The sequence below is a fragment of the Pseudomonas sp. PDM30 genome, from assembly GCF_019218985.1.
In the GTDB taxonomy this organism is placed as follows: Bacteria; Pseudomonadota; Gammaproteobacteria; order Pseudomonadales; family Pseudomonadaceae; genus Aquipseudomonas; species Aquipseudomonas jessenii.
Window position 1 is genome coordinate 646,318 of sequence record NZ_JAHUWM010000004.1, and the last position, 20,220, is coordinate 666,537.

9 protein-coding genes and 1 rRNA gene are annotated in these 20,220 nt (G+C 60.4%); 7 read left to right on the forward strand and 3 right to left on the reverse strand.

Translation table 11 applies throughout. The features are described 5' to 3' along the window. The first annotated feature begins 174 nt into the window (after positions 1 to 174). Positions 175 to 9,429, forward strand: coding sequence for a retention module-containing protein (locus KW840_RS13450; RefSeq protein WP_218495512.1), 9,255 nt, complete (start codon positions 175 to 177; stop codon positions 9,427 to 9,429). A 96-nt stretch (positions 9,430 to 9,525) separates the two neighbouring features. Further along, positions 9,526 to 9,864: a tryptophan synthase subunit beta gene (locus KW840_RS13455; protein WP_090452373.1), complete on the forward strand. Its 339-nt coding sequence runs from the start codon at positions 9,526 to 9,528 to the stop codon at positions 9,862 to 9,864. Between the two features lie 45 nt (positions 9,865 to 9,909). Here the strand turns inward: KW840_RS13455 and lapD are convergent, their stop codons facing one another. Then, the gene (gene lapD, locus KW840_RS13460) at positions 9,910 to 11,856 is read right to left on the reverse strand and encodes a cyclic di-GMP receptor LapD (RefSeq protein ID WP_218495513.1); all 1,947 of its coding nucleotides are present in this window, start codon (positions 11,854 to 11,856) and stop codon (positions 9,910 to 9,912) included. Positions 11,857 to 11,870: 14 nt separating this feature from the next. Next, on the reverse strand, positions 11,871 to 12,563 hold the full coding sequence (gene lapG / locus KW840_RS13465) for a cysteine protease LapG (protein WP_057712560.1): 693 nt from the start codon (positions 12,561 to 12,563) through the stop codon (positions 11,871 to 11,873). 196 nt (positions 12,564 to 12,759) lie between these two features. On the opposite strand from lapG, the gene KW840_RS13470 reads away from it, so the two are divergent. From KW840_RS13470 to KW840_RS13490, 5 genes are all read left to right on the forward strand, one after another. Further along, positions 12,760 to 13,470 (forward strand): GntR family transcriptional regulator, encoded by a 711-nt coding sequence (locus KW840_RS13470; protein WP_057712561.1) that lies wholly within the window; start codon positions 12,760 to 12,762, stop codon positions 13,468 to 13,470. 725 nt (positions 13,471 to 14,195) lie between these two features. Continuing rightward, positions 14,196 to 14,972 carry a DUF3050 domain-containing protein gene (locus KW840_RS13475; protein ID WP_218495515.1) on the forward strand — a complete coding sequence of 259 codons (777 nt, stop codon included), beginning with the start codon at positions 14,196 to 14,198 and terminating at the stop codon, positions 14,970 to 14,972. Then, positions 14,969 to 15,898 carry a diiron oxygenase gene (locus KW840_RS13480; protein ID WP_090452364.1) on the forward strand — a complete coding sequence of 310 codons (930 nt, stop codon included), beginning with the start codon at positions 14,969 to 14,971 and terminating at the stop codon, positions 15,896 to 15,898. The genes KW840_RS13475 and KW840_RS13480 overlap by 4 nt, the downstream gene beginning before the upstream one ends. Before the next feature lie 13 nt (positions 15,899 to 15,911). Next, positions 15,912 to 19,322: a non-ribosomal peptide synthetase gene (locus tag KW840_RS13485; protein ID WP_218495520.1), complete on the forward strand. Its 3,411-nt coding sequence runs from the start codon at positions 15,912 to 15,914 to the stop codon at positions 19,320 to 19,322. Positions 19,323 to 19,344: 22 nt separating this feature from the next. After that, positions 19,345 to 19,812, forward strand: coding sequence for an SRPBCC family protein (locus tag KW840_RS13490; protein WP_218495522.1), 468 nt, complete (start codon positions 19,345 to 19,347; stop codon positions 19,810 to 19,812). 105 nt (positions 19,813 to 19,917) lie between these two features. Here the strand turns inward: KW840_RS13490 and rrf are convergent. Next, a 5S ribosomal RNA gene (gene rrf, locus KW840_RS13495) occupies positions 19,918 to 20,033 on the reverse strand. Positions 20,034 to 20,220: the final 187 nt, after the last annotated feature.

Sequence of the window (20,220 nt, forward strand, 5' to 3'; positions counted from 1 at the left end):
AAGGTCAATAGTTTGGCATAAAGTTAATAACGAAAAAATATAGCCAATATATTGACGATTTGATGCGTCAAATTTGTGCATCTATTTTGCAATGTACGTCCAGACTGGTCGGCACAGACAGATGCCATCAGGTCCATGGAAGTCAACTGAACGTGACACCCCGGAGAGTCTTCAATGAGCAGTGTTGTTGCCATCGTCAAAAGCATTGTTGGTCAGGTTTTCGTGGTGTCCCCCGAGGGCATCCGCCGCGTTCTCGTTGAAGGCGACAAACTGTTTGCCGGCGACCAGATCGACACTGGCCTTTCCGGCGCCGTGTCCCTGGAACTGGCCGATGGCCGCACCCTGGATCTGGGTCGTGACACTCAGTGGAGCGCTGACGCTCCAGACTCCAGCACTGACCTGGCAGCTGCCACCGCGCAAGCCGCGCCTTCGGTAGAAGAGCTGCAACAGGCCATTGCTGCCGGTGCCGACCCGACAAAAGACCTTGAAGCCACCGCTGCCGGCCCGGTTGCCGCAAGTTCTGGTGGTGCCGTCGGTGGTGGTCACAGCTCCGTGATGCTCGACGCCACCGCTGGCCGCGTCGATCCGACCATCGGCTTCCCGACTGCGGGTATCAACACTGCCGGGCAAACGACTCTGGAAATCCCGGGTGGCCAGGCCACCAACGCCAACATCAACGCCAATACCAACGCTAATACCAACGCCAATACCCCGAGTGAGTCAGCCCTCAGCCTCAGTGCCACGCCGACCATCACCGAGGCCGGTGGCGTGCTGGTGTACACCGCGACCCTGACCCAGGCACCACTGACCGACCTGACTGTCACGCTGTCCAACGGCGCCGTGATCGTGATTCCCGCAGGCGCGACCACCGGCACCGTCAACGTGCCATTGGCTGCGAACGACACTGTCTATAACGACGCGACCCAGATCGATGTAACTGTCACCGGCACCAGCGGCGGCAGCGGCATCACTGTGACGCCGCCGACGACCCCGGCCGTGACCCAGGTCACCGATACCCTCGACACCACCACGGTCACCCTGACGGCCGGTAACACCGTCACCGAAGGCGGCCAGATCACCTACACGGCGACCCTGATCAATCCAGCACAGACGCCAGTAACCGTCACTCTGTCCAACGGCTCGACCATCATCATCGCCGCCGGCCAGACCAGCGGCAGCGTGAACGTCCCGACTGCGGCCAATGATGTTTATGTCAACGGCAGCACCGTCAGCACCACCATCACCACCATCACCGGCACCACCGGCGGCAACTTCGAGAGCCTGGTGCCGAACACCACGCCAGCCGTGACCACCATCACCGATTCCGTGGACAACACCGGGCTGACCCTCACCGCCACCGGCAACATCACCGAAGGCGGTCAGATCACCTACACCGCGACCCTGAGCAACCCGGCTGGTACGCCGATGACCGTGACCTTGAGCAATGGCTCGGTCATTACCATCGAGGCGGGCCAGACCAGCGGCAGCGTGAACGTGCCGACTACGGCCAATGATGTTTATGTAAACAGCAGCACCGTCAGCACCACGATCACCGGCACCACCGGCGGCAACTTCGAGAGCCTGGTGCCGAACACCACACCAGCCGTGACCACCATCACCGATTCCGTGGACAACACCGGGCTGACCTTGACGGCCACCGGCAACATCACCGAAGGCGGCCAGATCACCTACACGGCGACCCTGAGCAACCCGGCTGGTACGCCGATGACCGTGACCTTGAGCAATGGCTCGGTCATTACCATCGAGGCGGGCCAGACCAGCGGCAGCGTGAACGTCCCGACTGCGGCCAACGACGTCTATAACAACGGCAGCACCGTCAGCACCACGATCACCGGCACCACCGGCGGCAACTTCGAGAACCTGGTGCCGAACACCACACCAGCCGTGACCACCATTACCGATTCCGTGGACAACACCGGGCTGACCCTCACCGCCACCGGCAACATCACCGAAGGCGGCCAGATCACCTACACCGCGACCCTGAGCAACCCGGCCGGTACGCCGATGACCGTGACCTTGAGCAACGGCTCGGTCATTACCATCGACGCGGGCCAGACCAGCGGCAGCGTGAACGTCCCGACTGCGGCCAATGATGTTTATGTCAACGGCAGCACCGTCAGCACCACGATCACCGGCACCACCGGCGGCAACTTCGAAAACCTGGTGCCGAACACCACGCCAGCCGTGACCACCATCACCGATTCCGTGGACAACACCGGGCTGACCCTCACCGCCACCGGCAACATCACCGAAGGCGGTCAGATCACCTACACCGCGACCCTGAGCAACCCGGCTGGTACGCCGATGACCGTGACCTTGAGCAATGGCTCGGTCATTACCATCGAGGCGGGCCAGACCAGCGGCACCGTGAACGTGCCGACTGCGGCCAACGACGTCTATAACAACGGCAGCACCGTCAGCACCACCATCACCGGCACCACCGGCGGCAACTTCGAAAACCTGGTGCCGAACACCACGCCGGCCGTGACCACCATCACCGATTCCGTGGACAACACAGGGCTGACCTTGACGGCCACCGGCAACATCACCGAAGGCGGCCAGATCACCTACACGGCGACCCTGAGCAACCCGGCTGGTACGCCGATGACCGTGACCTTGAGCAACGGCTCGGTCATTACCATCGACGCGGGCCAGACCAGCGGCAGCGTGAACGTGCCGACTGCGGCCAACGACGTCTATAACAACGGCAGCACCGTCAGCACCACCATCACCAGTACCACCGGCGGCAACTTCGAGAACCTGGTGCCGAACACCACGCCAGCCGTGACCACCATCACCGATTCCGTGGACAACACCGGGCTGACCCTCACCGCCACCGGCAACATCACCGAAGGCGGCCAGATCACCTACACCGCGACCCTGAGCAACCCGGCCGGCACACCGATGACCGTGACCTTGAGCAATGGCTCGGTCATTACCATCGAGGCGGGCCAGACCAGCGGCAGCGTGAACGTCCCGACTGCGGCCAACGACGTCTATAACAACGGCAGCACCGTCAGCACCACCATCACCAGTACCACCGGCGGCAACTTCGAGAACTTGGTGCCGAACACCACGCCAGCCGTGACCACCATCACCGATTCCGTGGACAACACCGGGCTGACCCTCACCGCCACCGGCAACATCACTGAAGGCGGCCAGATCACCTACACCGCGACCCTGAGCAACCCGGCCGGCACACCGATGACCGTGACCTTGAGCAATGGCTCGGTCATTACCATCGAGGCGGGCCAGACCAGCGGCAGCGTGAACGTCCCGACTGCGGCCAACGACGTCTATAACAACGGCAGCACCGTCAGCACCACCATCACCAGTACCACCGGCGGCAACTTCGAGAACTTGGTGCCGAACACCACGCCGGCTGTGACCACCATCACTGACTCGATTGACACCACCACGGTGACCCTGACCGCGACCCCGAGCGTGGACGAAAACGGCACCATCACTTACACCGCGACCTTGACCGATGCCCAGGGCAAACCGGTCACCGCGCAGAACGGTCCGGTGACTGTGACCCTCGACAGCGGCAAGGTCATCACCATCGCCGAAGGCCAGAGCTCCGGCACCCTGCCGGTGACGGTGGGCAACGACGTCTACAAGGGTCCGACCACCATCACCGAATCCATCAAGGACGCGGTGGGCGGCAACCTCGAAGCGATCAACCCGATCAAGACCCCGGTGGAAACCACGGTTACCGATGTCAACGACACCACCACCGTGACCTTGACCGCGACCCCGAGCGTGGACGAAAACGGCACCATCACCTACACCGCGACGCTGACCGACAAAAACGGTGCCCCGGTTACCGCGCAGAACGGTCCGGTGACTGTGACCCTCGACAGCGGCAAGGTGATCACCATCGCCGAAGGCCAGAGCTCCGGCAGCTTGCCGGTGACGGTGGGTAACGACCTCTACAAGGGCCCGACCACCGTCACCGAATCCATCAAGGACGCGGTGGGCGGCAACCTCGAAGCGATCAACCCGATCAAGACCCCGGTGGAAACCACGGTTACCGATGTCAACGACACCACTACCGTGACCTTGACCGCCACTCCAAGCGTGGATGAGAACGGCACCATCACCTACACCGCGACGCTGACCGATGCCCAGGGCAAACCGGTCACCGCGCAGAACGGTCCGGTCACCGTGACGTTGGACAGCGGCAAGGTCATCACCATCGCCGAAGGCCAGAGCTCCGGCACCCTGCCGGTCATCGTGGGCAACGACGTCTACAAGGGCCCGACCACCGTCACCGAATCCATCAAGGACGCGGTGGGCGGCAACCTCGAGTCCATTGATCCGATCAAGGCTCCGGTCAGCACCACGGTTACCGATGTCAACGACACTACCACGGTGACCCTGACCGCGACCCCGAGCGTGGACGAAAACGGCACCATCACTTACACCGCCACGCTGACCGATGCCCAGGGCAAACCGGTCACCGCGCAGAACGGTCCGGTCACCGTGACCCTCGACAGCGGCAAGGTCATCACCATCGCCGAAGGCCAAAACTCCGGCACCCTGCCGGTGACGGTCGGCAACGACGTCTACAAGGGCCCGACCACCGTCACCGAATCCATCAAGGACGCGGTGGGCGGCAACCTCGAGTCCATCGATCCGATCAAGACCCCCGTGGAAACCACGGTTACCGATGTCAACGACACCACTACGGTGACCTTGACCGCGACCCCGAGCGTGGATGAGAACGGCACCATCACTTACACCGCGACCTTGACCGATGCCCAAGGCAAACCGGTCACCGCGCAGAACGGTCCGGTGACCGTGACCCTCGACAGCGGCAAGGTCATCACCATCGCCGAAGGCCAAAACTCCGGCACCCTGCCGGTGACGGTCGGCAACGACCTCTACAAGGGCCCGACCACCGTCACCGAATCCATCAAGAACGCGGTGGGCGGCAACCTCGAGTCCATCGATCCGATCAAGACCCCCGTGGAAACCACGGTTACCGATGTCAACGACACCACTACGGTGACCTTGACCGCGACCCCGAGCGTGGATGAGAACGGCACCATCACTTACACCGTGACCTTGACCGATGCCCAGGGCAAACCGGTCAGCGCGCAGAACGGTCCGGTGACTGTGACCCTCGACAGCGGCAAGGTCATCACCATCGCCGAAGGCCAGAGCTCCGGCACCCTGCCGGTGACGGTGGGCAACGACGTCTACAAGGGTCCGACCACCATCACCGAATCCATCAAGGACGCGGTGGGCGGCAACCTCGAGTCCATTGATCCGATCAAGGCTCCGGTCAGCACCACGGTTACCGATGTCAACGACACTACCACGGTGACCCTGACCGCGACCCCGAGCGTGGACGAAAACGGCACCATCACCTACACCGCCACGCTGACCGATGCCCAGGGCAAGCCGGTCACCGCGCAGAACGGTCCGGTCACCGTGACGTTGGACAGCGGCAAGGTCATCACCATCGCCGAAGGCCAGAGCTCCGGCACCCTGCCGGTGACGGTCGGCAACGACGTCTACATCGGCGCGCCAACCGTTAGCGAATCCATCAAGACCGCCAGCGGCGGCAACCTTGAAGCCATCGGCACGGATAAGACTCCCGCGTCGACCAGCGTCAGTGACTTCCAGGACACCACCACTGTCAGCATCAGCGGCAGCACCTCGGTAACCGAAGGCCAGACCGCCAGTTACACCGTCAGCCTGACTCACCCGGCCCAGACCGAAGTGACGCTGAATATCGTCTACAGCGGTACCGCCGCCGACGGTTCTGACTTCACCGGTGTGTACACCGTGAAGATCCCGGCGGGTGCCAGCAGCGTGCCGTTCGACATTTCGACCATCGATGACAAGATCACCGAAGGCACCGAAAACTTCGTGGTCAAGATCGACTCGGCCACCGGCGGCAACTTCGAGAACCTGGCGATCAGCGCGTCCAACGGCAGCGTCAGCACTTCGATCATCGACAACGATGCACCACCATTACTGGACCTCGACGCCAACAACTCCAGTGGCGCCACCGGGGCCGACTACAAGGTGACGTTCACCGAAAACACTGCCGGCCCTGGCGTGTCGATCGGCGATACCGACCTGAGCATCGCCGACCCGGACAGCACCTTGCTGACCGGCGCGACCATCGTGCTGACCAATCGTCATGACGGCGATGCGCTGAACCTGGGCAACAGCGTCAACGGCATCACCATCAATGCCAACAGCACCAATGGCACCGTCACGCTGACCTTGTCGGGTAGCGCAACGCTGGCCGACTACATGCAGCAGATCAAGAACATCACCTTCACCAACAACAGTGAAGATCCGAGCACAGTGCCGCGCATCATCACCGTGACGGTGACCGATGGCAGCAACTACTCCAACACCGCGACCACCACGGTCAACGTGGTGGCGGTCAATGACGCACCGGTCGCAGCACCGGTCAACGTCACCGGCACCGAAGACACGCCACTGATCCTCGGCTGGTCGACCTTCGGCGTCAGCGACGTCGACAGTCCGGCCACCAGCCAGGGCGTGAAAATCACCCAGCTGCCGGGCGAGGGTAAACTGCAGTACCTGGACGGCTCGACCTGGAAAGATGTCGCCGCCGACCAGACCTTCAGCAAAGCCGACATCGACGCTGGCAAACTGCGCTTCATGCCGGATGCCAACGAATCGGGCGTGGACGGATACGGTGGTACCAACCTGGGCAACAACCAGGCCGACTACGCACAGATCAAGTTCCAGCCAACCGACGGCCAGGCGCTGGGCAACACCGGCACGATCAAGATCGACATCGCCCCAGTGGCGGATGCCCCGACCCTGAGCGTTGCCGACAACAGCGTGAGGTCCACCGGGCTGATCAAGGAAGTCTGGACCGGTCTGTCGGGCCTGGGAACCAGCGGTAACGGCGCGGACTCGACCACGCTGAAAAACGTGATCGACGCCGCTGGCACACCGAACTCCAAAGGCACCGTGACCAACGTGCAGTCCGACGGTAGCGTGACCGCCGGTACGGCGTCGAAAACCTCCGGCCTGATCTACCTCGAAGCCGGCAAGACCTATACCTTCAGCGGTGTTGGCGATGACAGCCTGCTGGTGACTCTCGGAGGCAAGAACGTGGCCGCGATCACGTGGGGCGCGGGCGGCAACCTCAATGGTTCGTACACCCCGACCACCAGCGGCTACTACACCCTGGACATCTACCACCACAACCAGAGCGGCCCGGGCAGCTATGACGTCAACCTGTCGGTCAATGGCAGCACGCCGATCGACCTGAGCAGTGCCGGCGTACCGATTTACACTAGCGTGTCAGATCTGGTGAATGCCGGCGTGACCGTGTCCGACTTGCACGGCTCCAATGGCGAAGGCTACTACGACGGTTACAAACTCAACACCGGCGCCGAAGGCACCAGTGTGAAATTGTCCGCCATCACCACCGCGCTGACCGACACCGACGGCTCGGAAAGCCTGAGCCTGAAGATCAGCGGCATGCCGGTCGGCTCGATGCTCACCGACGGCGCGGGACATACCTTCACGGTCACCGCGACCAATGGCGAGGCCAACGTGACGGGCTGGAGCCTCGGCTCTCTGACTGTCACTCCACCACCGTACTACAACGGCCAGTTCAACCTGACCGTGACCTCGACCTCCACCGAGGCCCTGGGTGGTTCGGCCAGCAGCACTTCGCAGATCCCCGTGACTGTGTACCCGGCGATCTACAACGCCAGCACCGCCACGGCGGCCGATGACACCATCACCGGCACCGACGGCAATGACATCATCGTCGCCGACATCGGCGGCCTGACCGTGGTGCCGGGCACCAACTACAACATCGCGTTCATGGTCGACAGCTCCGGCAGTATGAGTTCCTCGTCGATCAACTCGGCCAAGGACCAGCTGACGTCGGTGTTCAACACCCTCAAGCAAAGCCTGGGCAGCAACTCGGGTACGGTGAACATCTTCCTGGTGGACTTCGACACCCAGGTCAACAAGTCGGTATCGGTGAACCTCAAAGACCCGAATGCGCTGACTCAGTTGAAGGCGACTCTGGACTCGATGTCATCCGGTGGCGGCACCAACTACGAGGACGTGTTCAAAACCACTGCCAACTGGTTCCAGAGTGCGGACGCCGTGGCCAACACCGGGGCGAAGAACCTCACGTATTTCATTACTGACGGCAAGCCGACTTACTACCAGAGCGGCGAGTCGACCAACCCGACTCTGTATGGCAGCACAACACTCGATAGCCTGATCACCACCAGCAACTATCAGCTGGGCACAGCGATCAGCCTGTTCCCCGACAGCACGCACCAGATCGACATTACCGCCTCGGGCTATGTGACGGTCTGGACCAAGAGCAGCAACGGCAACAACGGCAACGGCAATGGCAATGGCAATGGCAATGGCAACGGAAACGGAAGTAGCTGGTCATCCAAGGACTTCGGCTATCTGCATGCCCAGGGTGACGGTACCTACGAGTTCTCGGGGCGTGACGGCGACGGCAACAGCACCGACGGGGACACCACCAGCAACTCCACCGGCAGCTTTACGTTGCTGAGCAACCTGTCGAATGTCGAGGCGATTGGCCTCAACAGCGGAGTGAGCCTCAACGACCTGAAGCCGTACGACTCGAATCAATCGCCACAAACCAACATTGATCCGAAGGACCTGGCCAACTCGATCATCGGCCACACTGAAGCGACGATGCCGGGTCACGATACCGTCAGCGGTGGCGACGGCAACGACCTTCTGTTCGGCGATCTGGTGAGCTTCAACGGCATTGCCGGCGAGGGTTACCAGGCAATGCAAGCCTTCGTGGCGCAGCAATCCGGTGTGGACGTCAGCAACGTCACCACCAGCAATGTGCACCAGTACATCACCGAGCATTACAACGCGTTCGATGTGTCCGGTGCCCATGACGGCAACGACACCCTGCTGGGTGGGGCGGGCAATGACATCCTGTTCGGTTTGGGCGGTAACGACACCCTCGACGGAGGCAAGGGCAATGACATCCTGCTCGGAGGTACCGGCAACGACACGTTGATGGGTGGACAGGGCAACGACATCCTGATCGGTGGTTCCGGTGGTGATACCTTCGTCTGGAAAGCGGGCGACACCGGCAACGACGTGATCAAGGACTTCAAGGCCAGCGAAGGCGACCGGATCGACCTGCGCGATCTGTTGCAGGGTGAAACCGGCAGCACCATCGACAACTTCCTGAAGATCTCCACGGTCGATGGCGTGTCGTCGCTGCAAGTCAGCACAACCGGCCAGTTCAACTCGGGCAATGCGGCCGCCGCCACACCGGACGTGACGATCAAGCTGGAAGGCAACAACTGGTCGAGCGCCAACCTGCACAACCTGATTGCCGGTAGTGACCCGACCATCAAGATCGATCACAACAACAGCTGATGCATGATGACGATTTCGTCGCTGCGCCACATACTGGTATGCAGTTGACCTATGCTGCTGACAGCATGACGCTGGTTCAATTCTGAGGGATGCTCAATGTTTTACGTGCAACGCGATGCGCAGGGCCTGTTGGTACGCGTGGAACCCGCCGCCTACGCTGAGGCCACGGAAACGCTGGCGGCCGACAATCATGAGATCCAGGCCTGGTTTGCCAACGCGGCTGTGGAAAACAGCCTCAAACAGCTCAAGCAAAGTGACCTGGAAATGATCCGGGTACTCGACGACTTGATTCAGGTGCTGACCCAGAAAGGCGTGATCCGCGTCACCGACCTGCCGACGGCGGCCCAGGCCAAGCTCATGGACCGGAACCAGGCCCGTGAAGCCTTGGGTGGCTTGAGCCAATTGATCGATGATGAGGAGACCGGGCTGATCTGACGCGCCCCTGCAATCATTCCCACGCACGGCGTGGGAGCGATCACATCAGGCCCAGGGTTTTGGCTCGCCGAACAACTGACCCTGTACACCGTATAACCCCATCTCGCGAATCACCGACAACTCCCCTTCTGTCTCGACCCGCTCGGCAATCAGGGGCAAGTCAATGCTGTGCGCCGCTCGCTGGATCGCCTCGATGAACAGGCGTTTGTCACTCTCCAGATCAATCGACCGAATGTAGCTGCCATCGATTTTCAGGTACGCCAGACCCAACCGGGCCAGGTTGCCGATCATGCTGAAGCGTCCGCCAAAACGTTGCAGGCTCAGGGAGAAACCGAGTTCGCGCAGGCGCCGGGTCAACTGCTCCAGCACCGCCTGGTCAGGCAATTGCTCTTCGCCAATCTCCAGGGTTAGACGCGGGCCGAGGTTAGAATGCGCACGCAGTATTTCGAAGATCCTGTTTTGCGCCTGCGGGTCGCCCAAGGTAGCCGACGACAGATTCAGCGCCAGCGACTCCTCATGCTCGCTCATTTGCGCCAACACCCGTTCGAGCATCAGCCGATCCAGACGCGCCGTCCAGCCGAAGCGCTCCAGCCAAGGCAGAAAACGCCCGGCGGGGATGGTCTGGCCGTGTTCGTCGAGCAGTCGCGACAACACTTTGTAATGCAGTACCAGTTGCGTGTCCTGGGCAGCCACCACCGGCTGGAAATACAGCTCGAAGCGCCGCTGTGTCAGCGCCTGGTCGAGCATGCGATGCCAGGCGTGGTGATCGTCGCCGACACTGGCCGAGAGGCTGTGCTCGATACAGGCCCAGTTCTGCTCGCCCTGGCCTTCGGCCTGCGCCAGCGCCTGATCACCGAGGCTGAGCACGGTTTGCGGCGAATCGCCGTGAACAAAGGGCGCCAGGCCGATAGAGGCCACGGCAGCCACATCGGTGGCGCCGGTAGCGTGCAGACTGGCCAAGGCGCTGTCGAGGTTTTGTGCCAGTTGCAGCGCTTCTTCGCGCACCAGCCCCGGCGCCAGCACGGCAAATTCGCCACCGCGGATACGCGTGACCAAGTTCTGGGTTTCCGGGTATTTGGCGCACTCGCGAGACAGTTGTTCACCGACGGCCTTGAGCACGTCATCGGTGCGCTGGCCACCGAGACGCTGGTTGAGACCGGCCAGATCCTTGACCCGCAATAGCAGCAGGTAACCGGAACTGGCCTGCTCCGGGTTGCTCACCCGCGCATTCAGTTGCATCTCGAAATAACGCCGGTTGGCCAACCCGGTCAACGAGTCCTGATAGGACTCGACCCGCAATTTTTCACTGCGCTCCGCCTGCTCCTGAAACAGCGCCTTGAGCTTCTCGACCATCTGGTTCATGGCCTGCACTACCCGGCGAAGTTCGGGGGTGCGCGGCAGTTCTGGCAGGCTGAGGAATTCCCGCCGGGCGATAGCGTGGGATTGCTTGACCATGTAATCCAGCGGTCTCAATTGCTGACGCAGCAACAATGCGCCCAGTACCGCACTGACCGCGCCACATAGCAGCAACCAGCCCAGGCTGCCCAAAGCGCTTTGCCATAGCTTGGCCAGCGCAAACATCGGGTGGCTGACCACCTCGACCCGGGCAGCCTGCTCCCAGCCACGGCTGACGATCGCATCACCACCGGCGGGCTCCAGGCCGATCAGTTTGACGAACCAGTCCGGAACATTGTTGACCGCCGGAATGCCCGTGCGCTCGACCAGGGTCTGATTGGTCTTCACATCGACCACGCGGATGCTCGCGTAGTAACCGCTGTCGAAAATCGAGCTGACGAGCAACTCGACCATCGCCGGGTCGTCGATGTTCGGTGTCAGGGACAGCGCCAGCGCCGTCGCGGCGTCCTGGGCATGGGAGCGCAACTGGTTGACGTACTGAGTACGCGAGCTCTCCAGACTGACCATGAAACTGCCGGTGAAGGCGACCACCAGGAACAGACAGATAGCAATCAACAGCTGTTTGAACAAAGACATCTGAGCACGTGCTCCTAGTTAGTCGTCTCGACCGGGAATCCTTCGGCCTGCATTTTTTTCAACACATCCTGCCAACGCGAAAGGCGTTTGGTATCGCCAACCTTTTTATTGCCCTTGGCACCCGGTAACCACATCCCTTCCGCGTTGAAAGAGTAGACCGGCAGCAAATCCTTTCGCTGGCTGGCCGGCTTGATTGCATCAATCAGGCTGTCGAGCACCAGGGGCTCGGCCTCCGGACTCGAGTAGTAGGTCAGCACCATGTGCGCACGGTTCTGGGTCAGTGCCTTGACATAGGTGATACGCAGCTTTTCACTGGCTACACCGAGGTGTCGCAGGCTGAAGTACTTGGCAATAGCGTAGTCTTCACAGTCGCCGGCGCCTTTCCAGAGGGCTTCGATCGGGGTTTCCCAGTAGTCGACTTCATGCCACAGATCCATGTCTTCGACGTATCGCAGCTGTTTGTTGAAGAAGCGATTGACCACATTGAGTTGTTCCAGCTCGCCGATCTGTTTCTGGCTGGTCAACAAGTATTGCCAATCATTAATGCGCTGCTGACCTTCTCCCAAAGGTCCGTACAATGCCTGCGCTCGCCGGCTGATCAGGGAAAAATCCCAATCGGCGCTCAAGCTGCCCAGCATCACGCCAGTCAGCAGCAATGCGCTGCACAGCCAGCGTAAAACCCGGGGGATCGTTAAACTTGCCACCAATGCGAGGCATCCTGGATAGGCAGGAGGGAGTCGTTCGAATGGTGAAGGTTAGCCCGGAAAAAGACAATGGCACGGTGAGATCACTGGCGGCGCGCTAAACTGCAAGAAAGGCACTCCAGAGCTTGTTTGACAAGCAGTCAGCCAGTCACTAGTGTCATTTGGATCCAAAAATATTCCATCAATCAGGGTGCGTTTAGTGACACAAAAGCCCAACCCTCTCAGCAGTATCAAGGTCAACGGGCCGATTCCTGCACACATGGCACGCTCGGTGATCGAAGAAACCCTGCGCGCGGCCATACTCGACGGGCGCATTCCTTGCGGTGCGGCCTTGCGCCAGCAAGACCTCGCCGACCTGTTCGGCGTCAGCCGCATGCCTGTACGCGAAGCCTTGCGCCAACTCGAAGCACAATCGTTGCTCAATGTGGTTGCCCATAAGGGCGCCGTGGTCGCGCCACTGGTACAGGGCGATGCCGTGGAAACCTATGCGCTGCGCATCCTGCTGGAATCCGAAGCCCTGCGTCTCTCGGTACCACTGCTCCAGGACGAAGATCTCGAACAGGCTGCCCGCTACATCGATGCACTGGAAACGGAAAGCGACTACACCGAAATCGGTCGGCTCAATCGCCTGTTCCACATGGCGCTTTACACCCGGGCACCGAATCGCCGGCTGTTGAAACTGGTCGAAGACGGCCTGATCGAAGAAGAACGGTTCCTGCGTTTCAACCTGGAAGCCATGGGCCTTGGCAAACTCTCCCAGGATGACCACAAGGCACTGTTGCAGGCAGCCGAAGCCCGGGACGTCGAACACTCCGTGCAGCTGCTCGAGCATCACCTGAACCGAGGGGTCGAGGTCATTACGCGCTACCTCAACAGCCCTGAAGTACAGGCCAGGAACAAGTCGAAGTAGCCTGCAGCGGCGAGCCCGGGGAATGTACCGAAGGGTTTTCCTCGCTTGCCGCGCATTCCCCCCCAAAATGCTCCGCGAATGATTTGATTACAAATCCCCCGCCCCCATACCACACCGCCCTTGCGGCGCCATACCGCGCCCCAACGCCCCGCCGCCTTAAAACCCGACCACTGCAACGTTTGCGTGATGCCTCAGTAATGGCGGCCACCTCGATTTACGCCCACTCTGGATAACCAGGACAAAAAACGGGTGACGCTCCGTGCGAATGGAGCAGTCTCTGCCCCCAGAAGCGAAGGAAGGAGCCTCATCACGGGACCGGAAGGATCGGTATCACTCGCGATCCAATTCCCCCCCTCAGACACCCACAACGACGCCCGTAAAAAGTTACTTCGAGTGAGGCATTCACTCTTTGTTTAATTCTGACTTACATAAGCCGGAAGGAGTAACTACGCCAAAATAAAACCAATATAAAAAGTTTTATTGGAACTTGTCATCTTCGAAAAAGTTGAATATTTAAATAATAACAAAACAACTTGATCAACACTTTATATGTGTATTAGCTTTTCTTCGCCGCCAGCCACAAACGGCAGTAACGCCTCAGCTACTCGGCATCAATAGCACTGAAAAGATCAATACGTTTGAGGGTACCCGTTCGCCAGGAGAAAACTTCCAGCGAACTTCAGTGCTTGATTACTTCTCACCCCGGATCATTTACAGGCTCATCCATGAAACCAACTAAAGAACGTCTGCTTCAAAAAAAATCAGAACTTAGCGAACACCCGATCTTCTCTGAAATACATTCGCTGCCGGTCCTGCGACGCTTCATGGAAACCCACGTGTTTGCCGTATGGGACTTCATGTCGCTGACCAAGCGCCTGCAACAGGAATTGACCTGCGTGCGACTGCCCTGGCTGCCACCGCAGGATCCCCAGGCCGCGCGGTTGATCAACGAGATCGTACTGGGTGAGGAGTCGGATGATCGTCCGGCCCGGGGTCATTACAGCCACTTCGAGTTGTACCTGGATGCAATGCGCGAGGTCGGCGCCTGTACCGTTGCCATCGAACGCTTCGTGGCTCTGCAGCAAGAGGGTGTGAGCTACGACGTGGCCTTGCAGAGCATCAAGGTCGATCCGGCGGCCGCGGATTTCGTTCGCCATACGCTACACACCGCACTGCATGCACCGGGTCACAGTGTGGCGGCGGCGTTTCTGCACGGTCGCGAGAGCGTTATCCCGCAGATGTTCCAGCGCATCCTCGACGATTGGGGCATCGGCATCGAGCAGGCGCCGACCTTCCGTTACTACCTCGAACGGCACATTGAGGTCGATTCCGAGGACCACGGCCCGGCAGCGGAAAAGCTCCTGTCGCGACTCGTCGATAGCGACCCGCAACGGCAGGAAGACGTGTACGCGAGCGCCATCGCAGCCGTGGAAAGTCGTATCGCCCTGTGGGACGGGTTGCGCCTGAGCATGAACGTATCCGTCACGGAGGTGAGCGCATGAACGCCGCAGACTACCAATCCTTCGCTGATGCTTGGGAGAGCCGCGCGACCATCCGAACCCGCCCGCGTCGTGTGCTGGAAAACGACGACAAACTGATCTACCCGTTGAGCCGCCAACCGCTGGTGCTGAGCGAAACCTTTGTGCGCCAATGCCCGGAACAACGCGACTTCGCCCTGGTGCAGACCCTCTACAAGTTCATCAACGATGTGGTGATCTTCGAAACCGAGATCGTCGACAAAACCGCCCGCAGCATCGCCAAGAATCGCTTCGCGGTCGAGTTCCCGTTCGCCTGCCGCTACGACGCCATGACTGTCGTGGTGGACGAGGATTATCACGCACTGGTGGCGATGGATTTCATGCAACAGACCATCGCGTTGACCGGCATCACCCCCATTGAATTGCCGGATGAAATCGAACTGAGCCGAGCAATACCGGCGGCCGTGGCGCTCGCACCTGAGCACCTGCGTAGTGCTGTAGAACTGATCTGCGTGGCCATCGCCGAAAACACGGTGACCGGTGATGTCGCCGCATTTGCCAAGGACGACACGGTCAAGCAATCGATCAAGGGCCTGATGGCCGATCACTTGCTGGACGAGGGGCGTCACTCCGGTTTTTGGGCGCGGCTGGTACGCATCTACTGGCATGCCGCAAGTGCAGACGACCGCCAGTGCATCGCCCAGATCTTGCCGGTGTTCATTACTCATTACCTGACCAACGACATCCAGAAATCCTTCGACTTCTGCCTGATCGACGCACTGCAGATCAATGACGCGGCGCGCCACGCCCTCAGGAACGAAGTATCGGCACTGGCCTTCCCGATAAGTCGCCATCACCCGCTGGTGGCCAACATTGTGCGGTTTTTCCACAGTAGTTCGTTGCTCGATTCGCCGTGCGTACAAACCGCCCTCAGCGACTACCTGGTTTGACGAGGAGCCCATCATGAGACGTCTCGACATCTTGCTCATCGGACAAAGCCAGGCACTGACCGAGCTGGCATTGGAACTCGAACAACACGGTCACTCACTGACGCGGGTATCCGCACGCGACGAAATGCCGGGGCCGGTGGATCTGCTGATCGACGATGGCACGTCGCCTCAGTTCACTGCTCAGGCGCCACGGCTGACATTGCAATTGGGGCTCGGCTTGCCGCAGGCGTCCGGCCTGCCTTCGCTGGACCTGTTGTGCAGTCATGGCTCAACGCTGCTGACCCGTGTACCCATCGCCGATGAGCCGTCGGGTAACGGCCAGGCGTTGCGTAGGCAGGCCATGACAGCACTGGTTGACCACGTGGCGCTGCTGGTCAGCCGCTACTCGCGCGATGTCGACTATTTTCGGTTCGCCGAACCCGCCGAACCTGTTCGCTTCGAGCGCATCGAGAGTTTGCGGTTCCTTGACAGCCTCGCGTTCGTGCATCGCCTCAATGCCACCGCCGACCCACGACTGCAGCAGCTTGCGCAAACGCCGATGATCGAAAGGCTGGAGCAACAGTGCATCCAGAATGCTGACCGTCCGGCCTTGAGCATCGATGGCACCACCCTCGACTATCGCCAGTTGCACGCCCACAGCCGCGCCATCCAGCAACGCCTTCGACCGCTGCTGGATCAGCATCAAGGCCCGATAGTCGTCGGGATCTGCCTGCCCAAATGCAGCGCGTTGTATGCGGGAATCCTGGCGATCCTGGGCAGCGGCGCGGTGTACTTGCCGCTGGAGCCGAGCCATCCGTTGCAACGTCAGCAGTACATCCTGTCGAATGCCGGCGCGGTGTTGTTGCTGCATGACGGCGAGCATCCCCTGGCGAACGAGATGCCAGGACTGGACATCAGCAGCATCGACGCCCATGCAGCAGATCTCTCTCAACCGTTGATGCGCCAACGCCCCGACCTCGATACGCCATGCATGGCCCTCTACACCTCGGGCACCACCGGCCATCCGAAGGGCGTGCTGCTCAGCCAGGCCAACTTCGCGCACTTCACCCACTGGTACGCCGACTATGTTCAGCTGACCAGCCAGAGCCGGGTGCTACAGTTTTCTTCGTTGAGCTTCGACTCATCGCTGATCGACATCTTCCCGACCCTGCTGCAAGGCGCCGAGCTGATCGTGCCCGACGAGGACCAACGTCGCGATCCGCTGCAACTGGTGGAGCTGATTCGTCATCGGCAGCTGAGCCACGCCTTTTTACCGCCCGCCTTGTTGAGCATCCTGCCGCTGGAGCAGTTGCAATGTCTGGACCGTGTGATGACCGGCGGCGATGTCTGCGAACCGTGGGTCATCGAGCAGCTGAGCCGTCAGGGCAAGCTCTACAACCTCTACGGGCCCACCGAGGCCACGGTGCTGATTACCGCACGCAAACTCCAGCCAGGCGACCACAACCGCTCGCTGGGCGCTCCAATCGCCAACAGCCAGGTGTTGATTCTCGATGACGATTTTCAACCGGTGGCCGAACAGACCGTCGGCGAGTTGTACATTGCCGGCCCGGGCGTGTGCCTGGGATACCTGAACAACCCGCAGCAAACCGCTGAGCGTTATCTGGAACTGAACTTGCCTGATGGCCGGACCCTGCGCGCCTATCGCACCGGGGACATGGCGAAGTGGACGGCTGAAGGGATCGAGCTGTGCGGTCGGCGTGATAATCAGGTGAAGATTCGCGGCTTCCGGGTCGAGCCGGAAGAGATTGAGCGCTGCCTGCGCGACAGCCAGTTGTATCGCCAGGTTGCCGTGATCATCGATAGCCAGCGGCGGATTCTGGCTTTCCTTGCCCAGCCCCGAGAGGACCTTCCCGGCAGCGCTCGCCAGGCGTTGAGGGCCCACGCGACACAGCACCTGCCGGACTACATGCGCCCTGTTGCATGGACTGAGCTGGCAAGCATGCCTTACGCCAGCAATGGCAAGGTCGACCGCAAGGCGTTGCTGGATCTGCCGGTGAGCGTCACCGAGAACCCTTCAAGGCGCCTGCCCGTCAACGCCGATGAGGCCCTGCTGCTGGAAATCTGGGCGCAGTTGCTGGAGCTGCCGGCGAGCGACATTTCCACCGACGAAAGCTTCTTCAATCTGGGCGGGCACTCGATCCTCCTGTCGCGCATGCTCCTGCGACTGCGCGAGGAGTTCGGGCGCAGCATCTCGATCAACCGCTTCATCGAAATGCCCACCCTCGAGAAACTGGCGACACTGGTACGCGGCTTCGGCAGCGAAGAAGTGCTGAGCGAACAGGCCATGCGCGATGCCTTCCGCGAACTGGATATTCAGCCAATGCCCGTCAGCCGCATGGGCGATGTGCACAAGGTGATCGTCACCGGTGCCAACAGTTTTGTCGGTGTACACATCGTTGAGGCATTGCTGGCCTGGGGCGCCAGTGAAGTCGCCTGTCTGGTTCGCGACGGCAACGGGCAATCGGCGAACGAGCGATTTGCCCAAGCGTTACGGGAGAACCGTCTGGAGCATCTGGATATGAGCCGGGTGCGGGTTTACACGGCAGACGTCATACGGCCGGAACTCGGTTTGGCGCCCGAGGTTTACCAGCGGCTGGATCAGGAGTTTGGCGCTCTGGTGCACAACGCGGCCAACGTCAATCACGTCCTCGATTACGAGTCGCTCGCCCGGGACAACGTCGAGCCGATTTTCGAATGTTTGCGCCTGTGCGAAGGACGCAGCAAAAAAATCTTCAACTTCGTCTCGACGCTCTCGGCCTCCAGCACGATATCCGCCGATGGCCGAGTGCTTGAGTTGCCGGCCGCACTCACACCACCGATCTACATCAAGAACGGCTACAACCTGTCCAAATGGGTCGGCGAGCGAATCCTCGAACGGGCACGGGAGCTTGGTGTGCGGGTCAATCTCTACCGTCCCGGCAACATCAGCTTCAACAGCCTCACGGGCGTGTGCCAGCCGCACAAGAATCGCCTGATGCTGATGCTCAAGGGCTCGATCCAGCTTGGCCAAGTACCGGAGTTCGCCTTGAATTTCGACTTGATGCCGGTGGACTTTCTCGCCCGATTCATCGCCTTCCACGCCAGTCGTTATCAACCGGAACAAGCGGTATTCAACCTGCACAACCCCGAGCCCTTGAGCTGGGACAACTACGTGGCGTCCTTCCGCGAGGCAGGCCGCGAATTCACGATGGTCAGCGTCGCCGACTGGCAGCAGCAACTGGGTCGGGTCGACAGCGACAACGCGTTGTTCGGCGTGCTGGGGTTCTACCTCAACGGTTTCGAGGAGGACATCGGCGATATCTCGATGATCGGCCACGACAACGCCCAGGCCGGTGTTCGGCTAATGGGCGCGCACTACCCGCAAAAGTCCCCGGCGCTGCTGCGTCGCGGCTGCGATTACCTCAAAGAAATCAATTTCATCTGACGCAACCAAACGGAGCAAAACCATGAGTATTCTGCAACCCGACACCCTGATCAAAAACCCTCAAGGCTGCCACGTGGTGTCCTCGCTGGACGTGCCCGCCGATGCCACTCGGGTATGGGCCGTAGTCGGTAACTTTGCCGGCTTCGATCGCTTCATCCCGGCACTGTCGCATATAGAGATGACCGGCGAAGGCGTGTCATCGCTACGCAAAAAGTTTTTCAAGGACGGCAACCTGGTGGTCGAGCAGCTCAACTCCCGGGACGACCAGGCACGGCACATGACCTGGACCACTATCTACAACACCCTGGGTGTGGCCAATCTGTGGGCCGCGATGAGCGTTGAACCACTGGATGCGGACAAGTCCAGAGCCACCTGGACCATCATCGCCGAACCGGCGCAGGGCACCGCCGAGGCACTGCCGGGCTTCAAGGACTTCGTACAGGGTTTTGCCGATGATGCGATGAACAATGTGCTGAAGCTGTTTGCGTAAGACGTGAAAAAGCCCGTTGTGGAGAGGCTCCACAACGGGCTTTTCAGTACCCCTGAAACGACAAAACCCCTGTCTGCGTTAGCAGACAGGGGTTTCGGAATTCAATCTTGACGATGACCTACTCTCACATGGGGAAACCCCACACTACCATCGGCGATGCATCGTTTCACTTCTGAGTTCGGGATGGGATCAGGTGGTTCCAACGCTCTATGGTCGTCAAGAAATTCTGTAACCAGCCCGTTAGAACTTTAACGTGCCAGTGAAAACTGGTGACTTCTACTAAAACAAAACCCCTACCTGCATACGCAGATAGGGGTTTCGGAATTTAATCTTGACGATGACCTACTCTCACATGGGGAAACCCCACACTACCATCGGCGATGCATCGTTTCACTGCTGAGTTCGGGA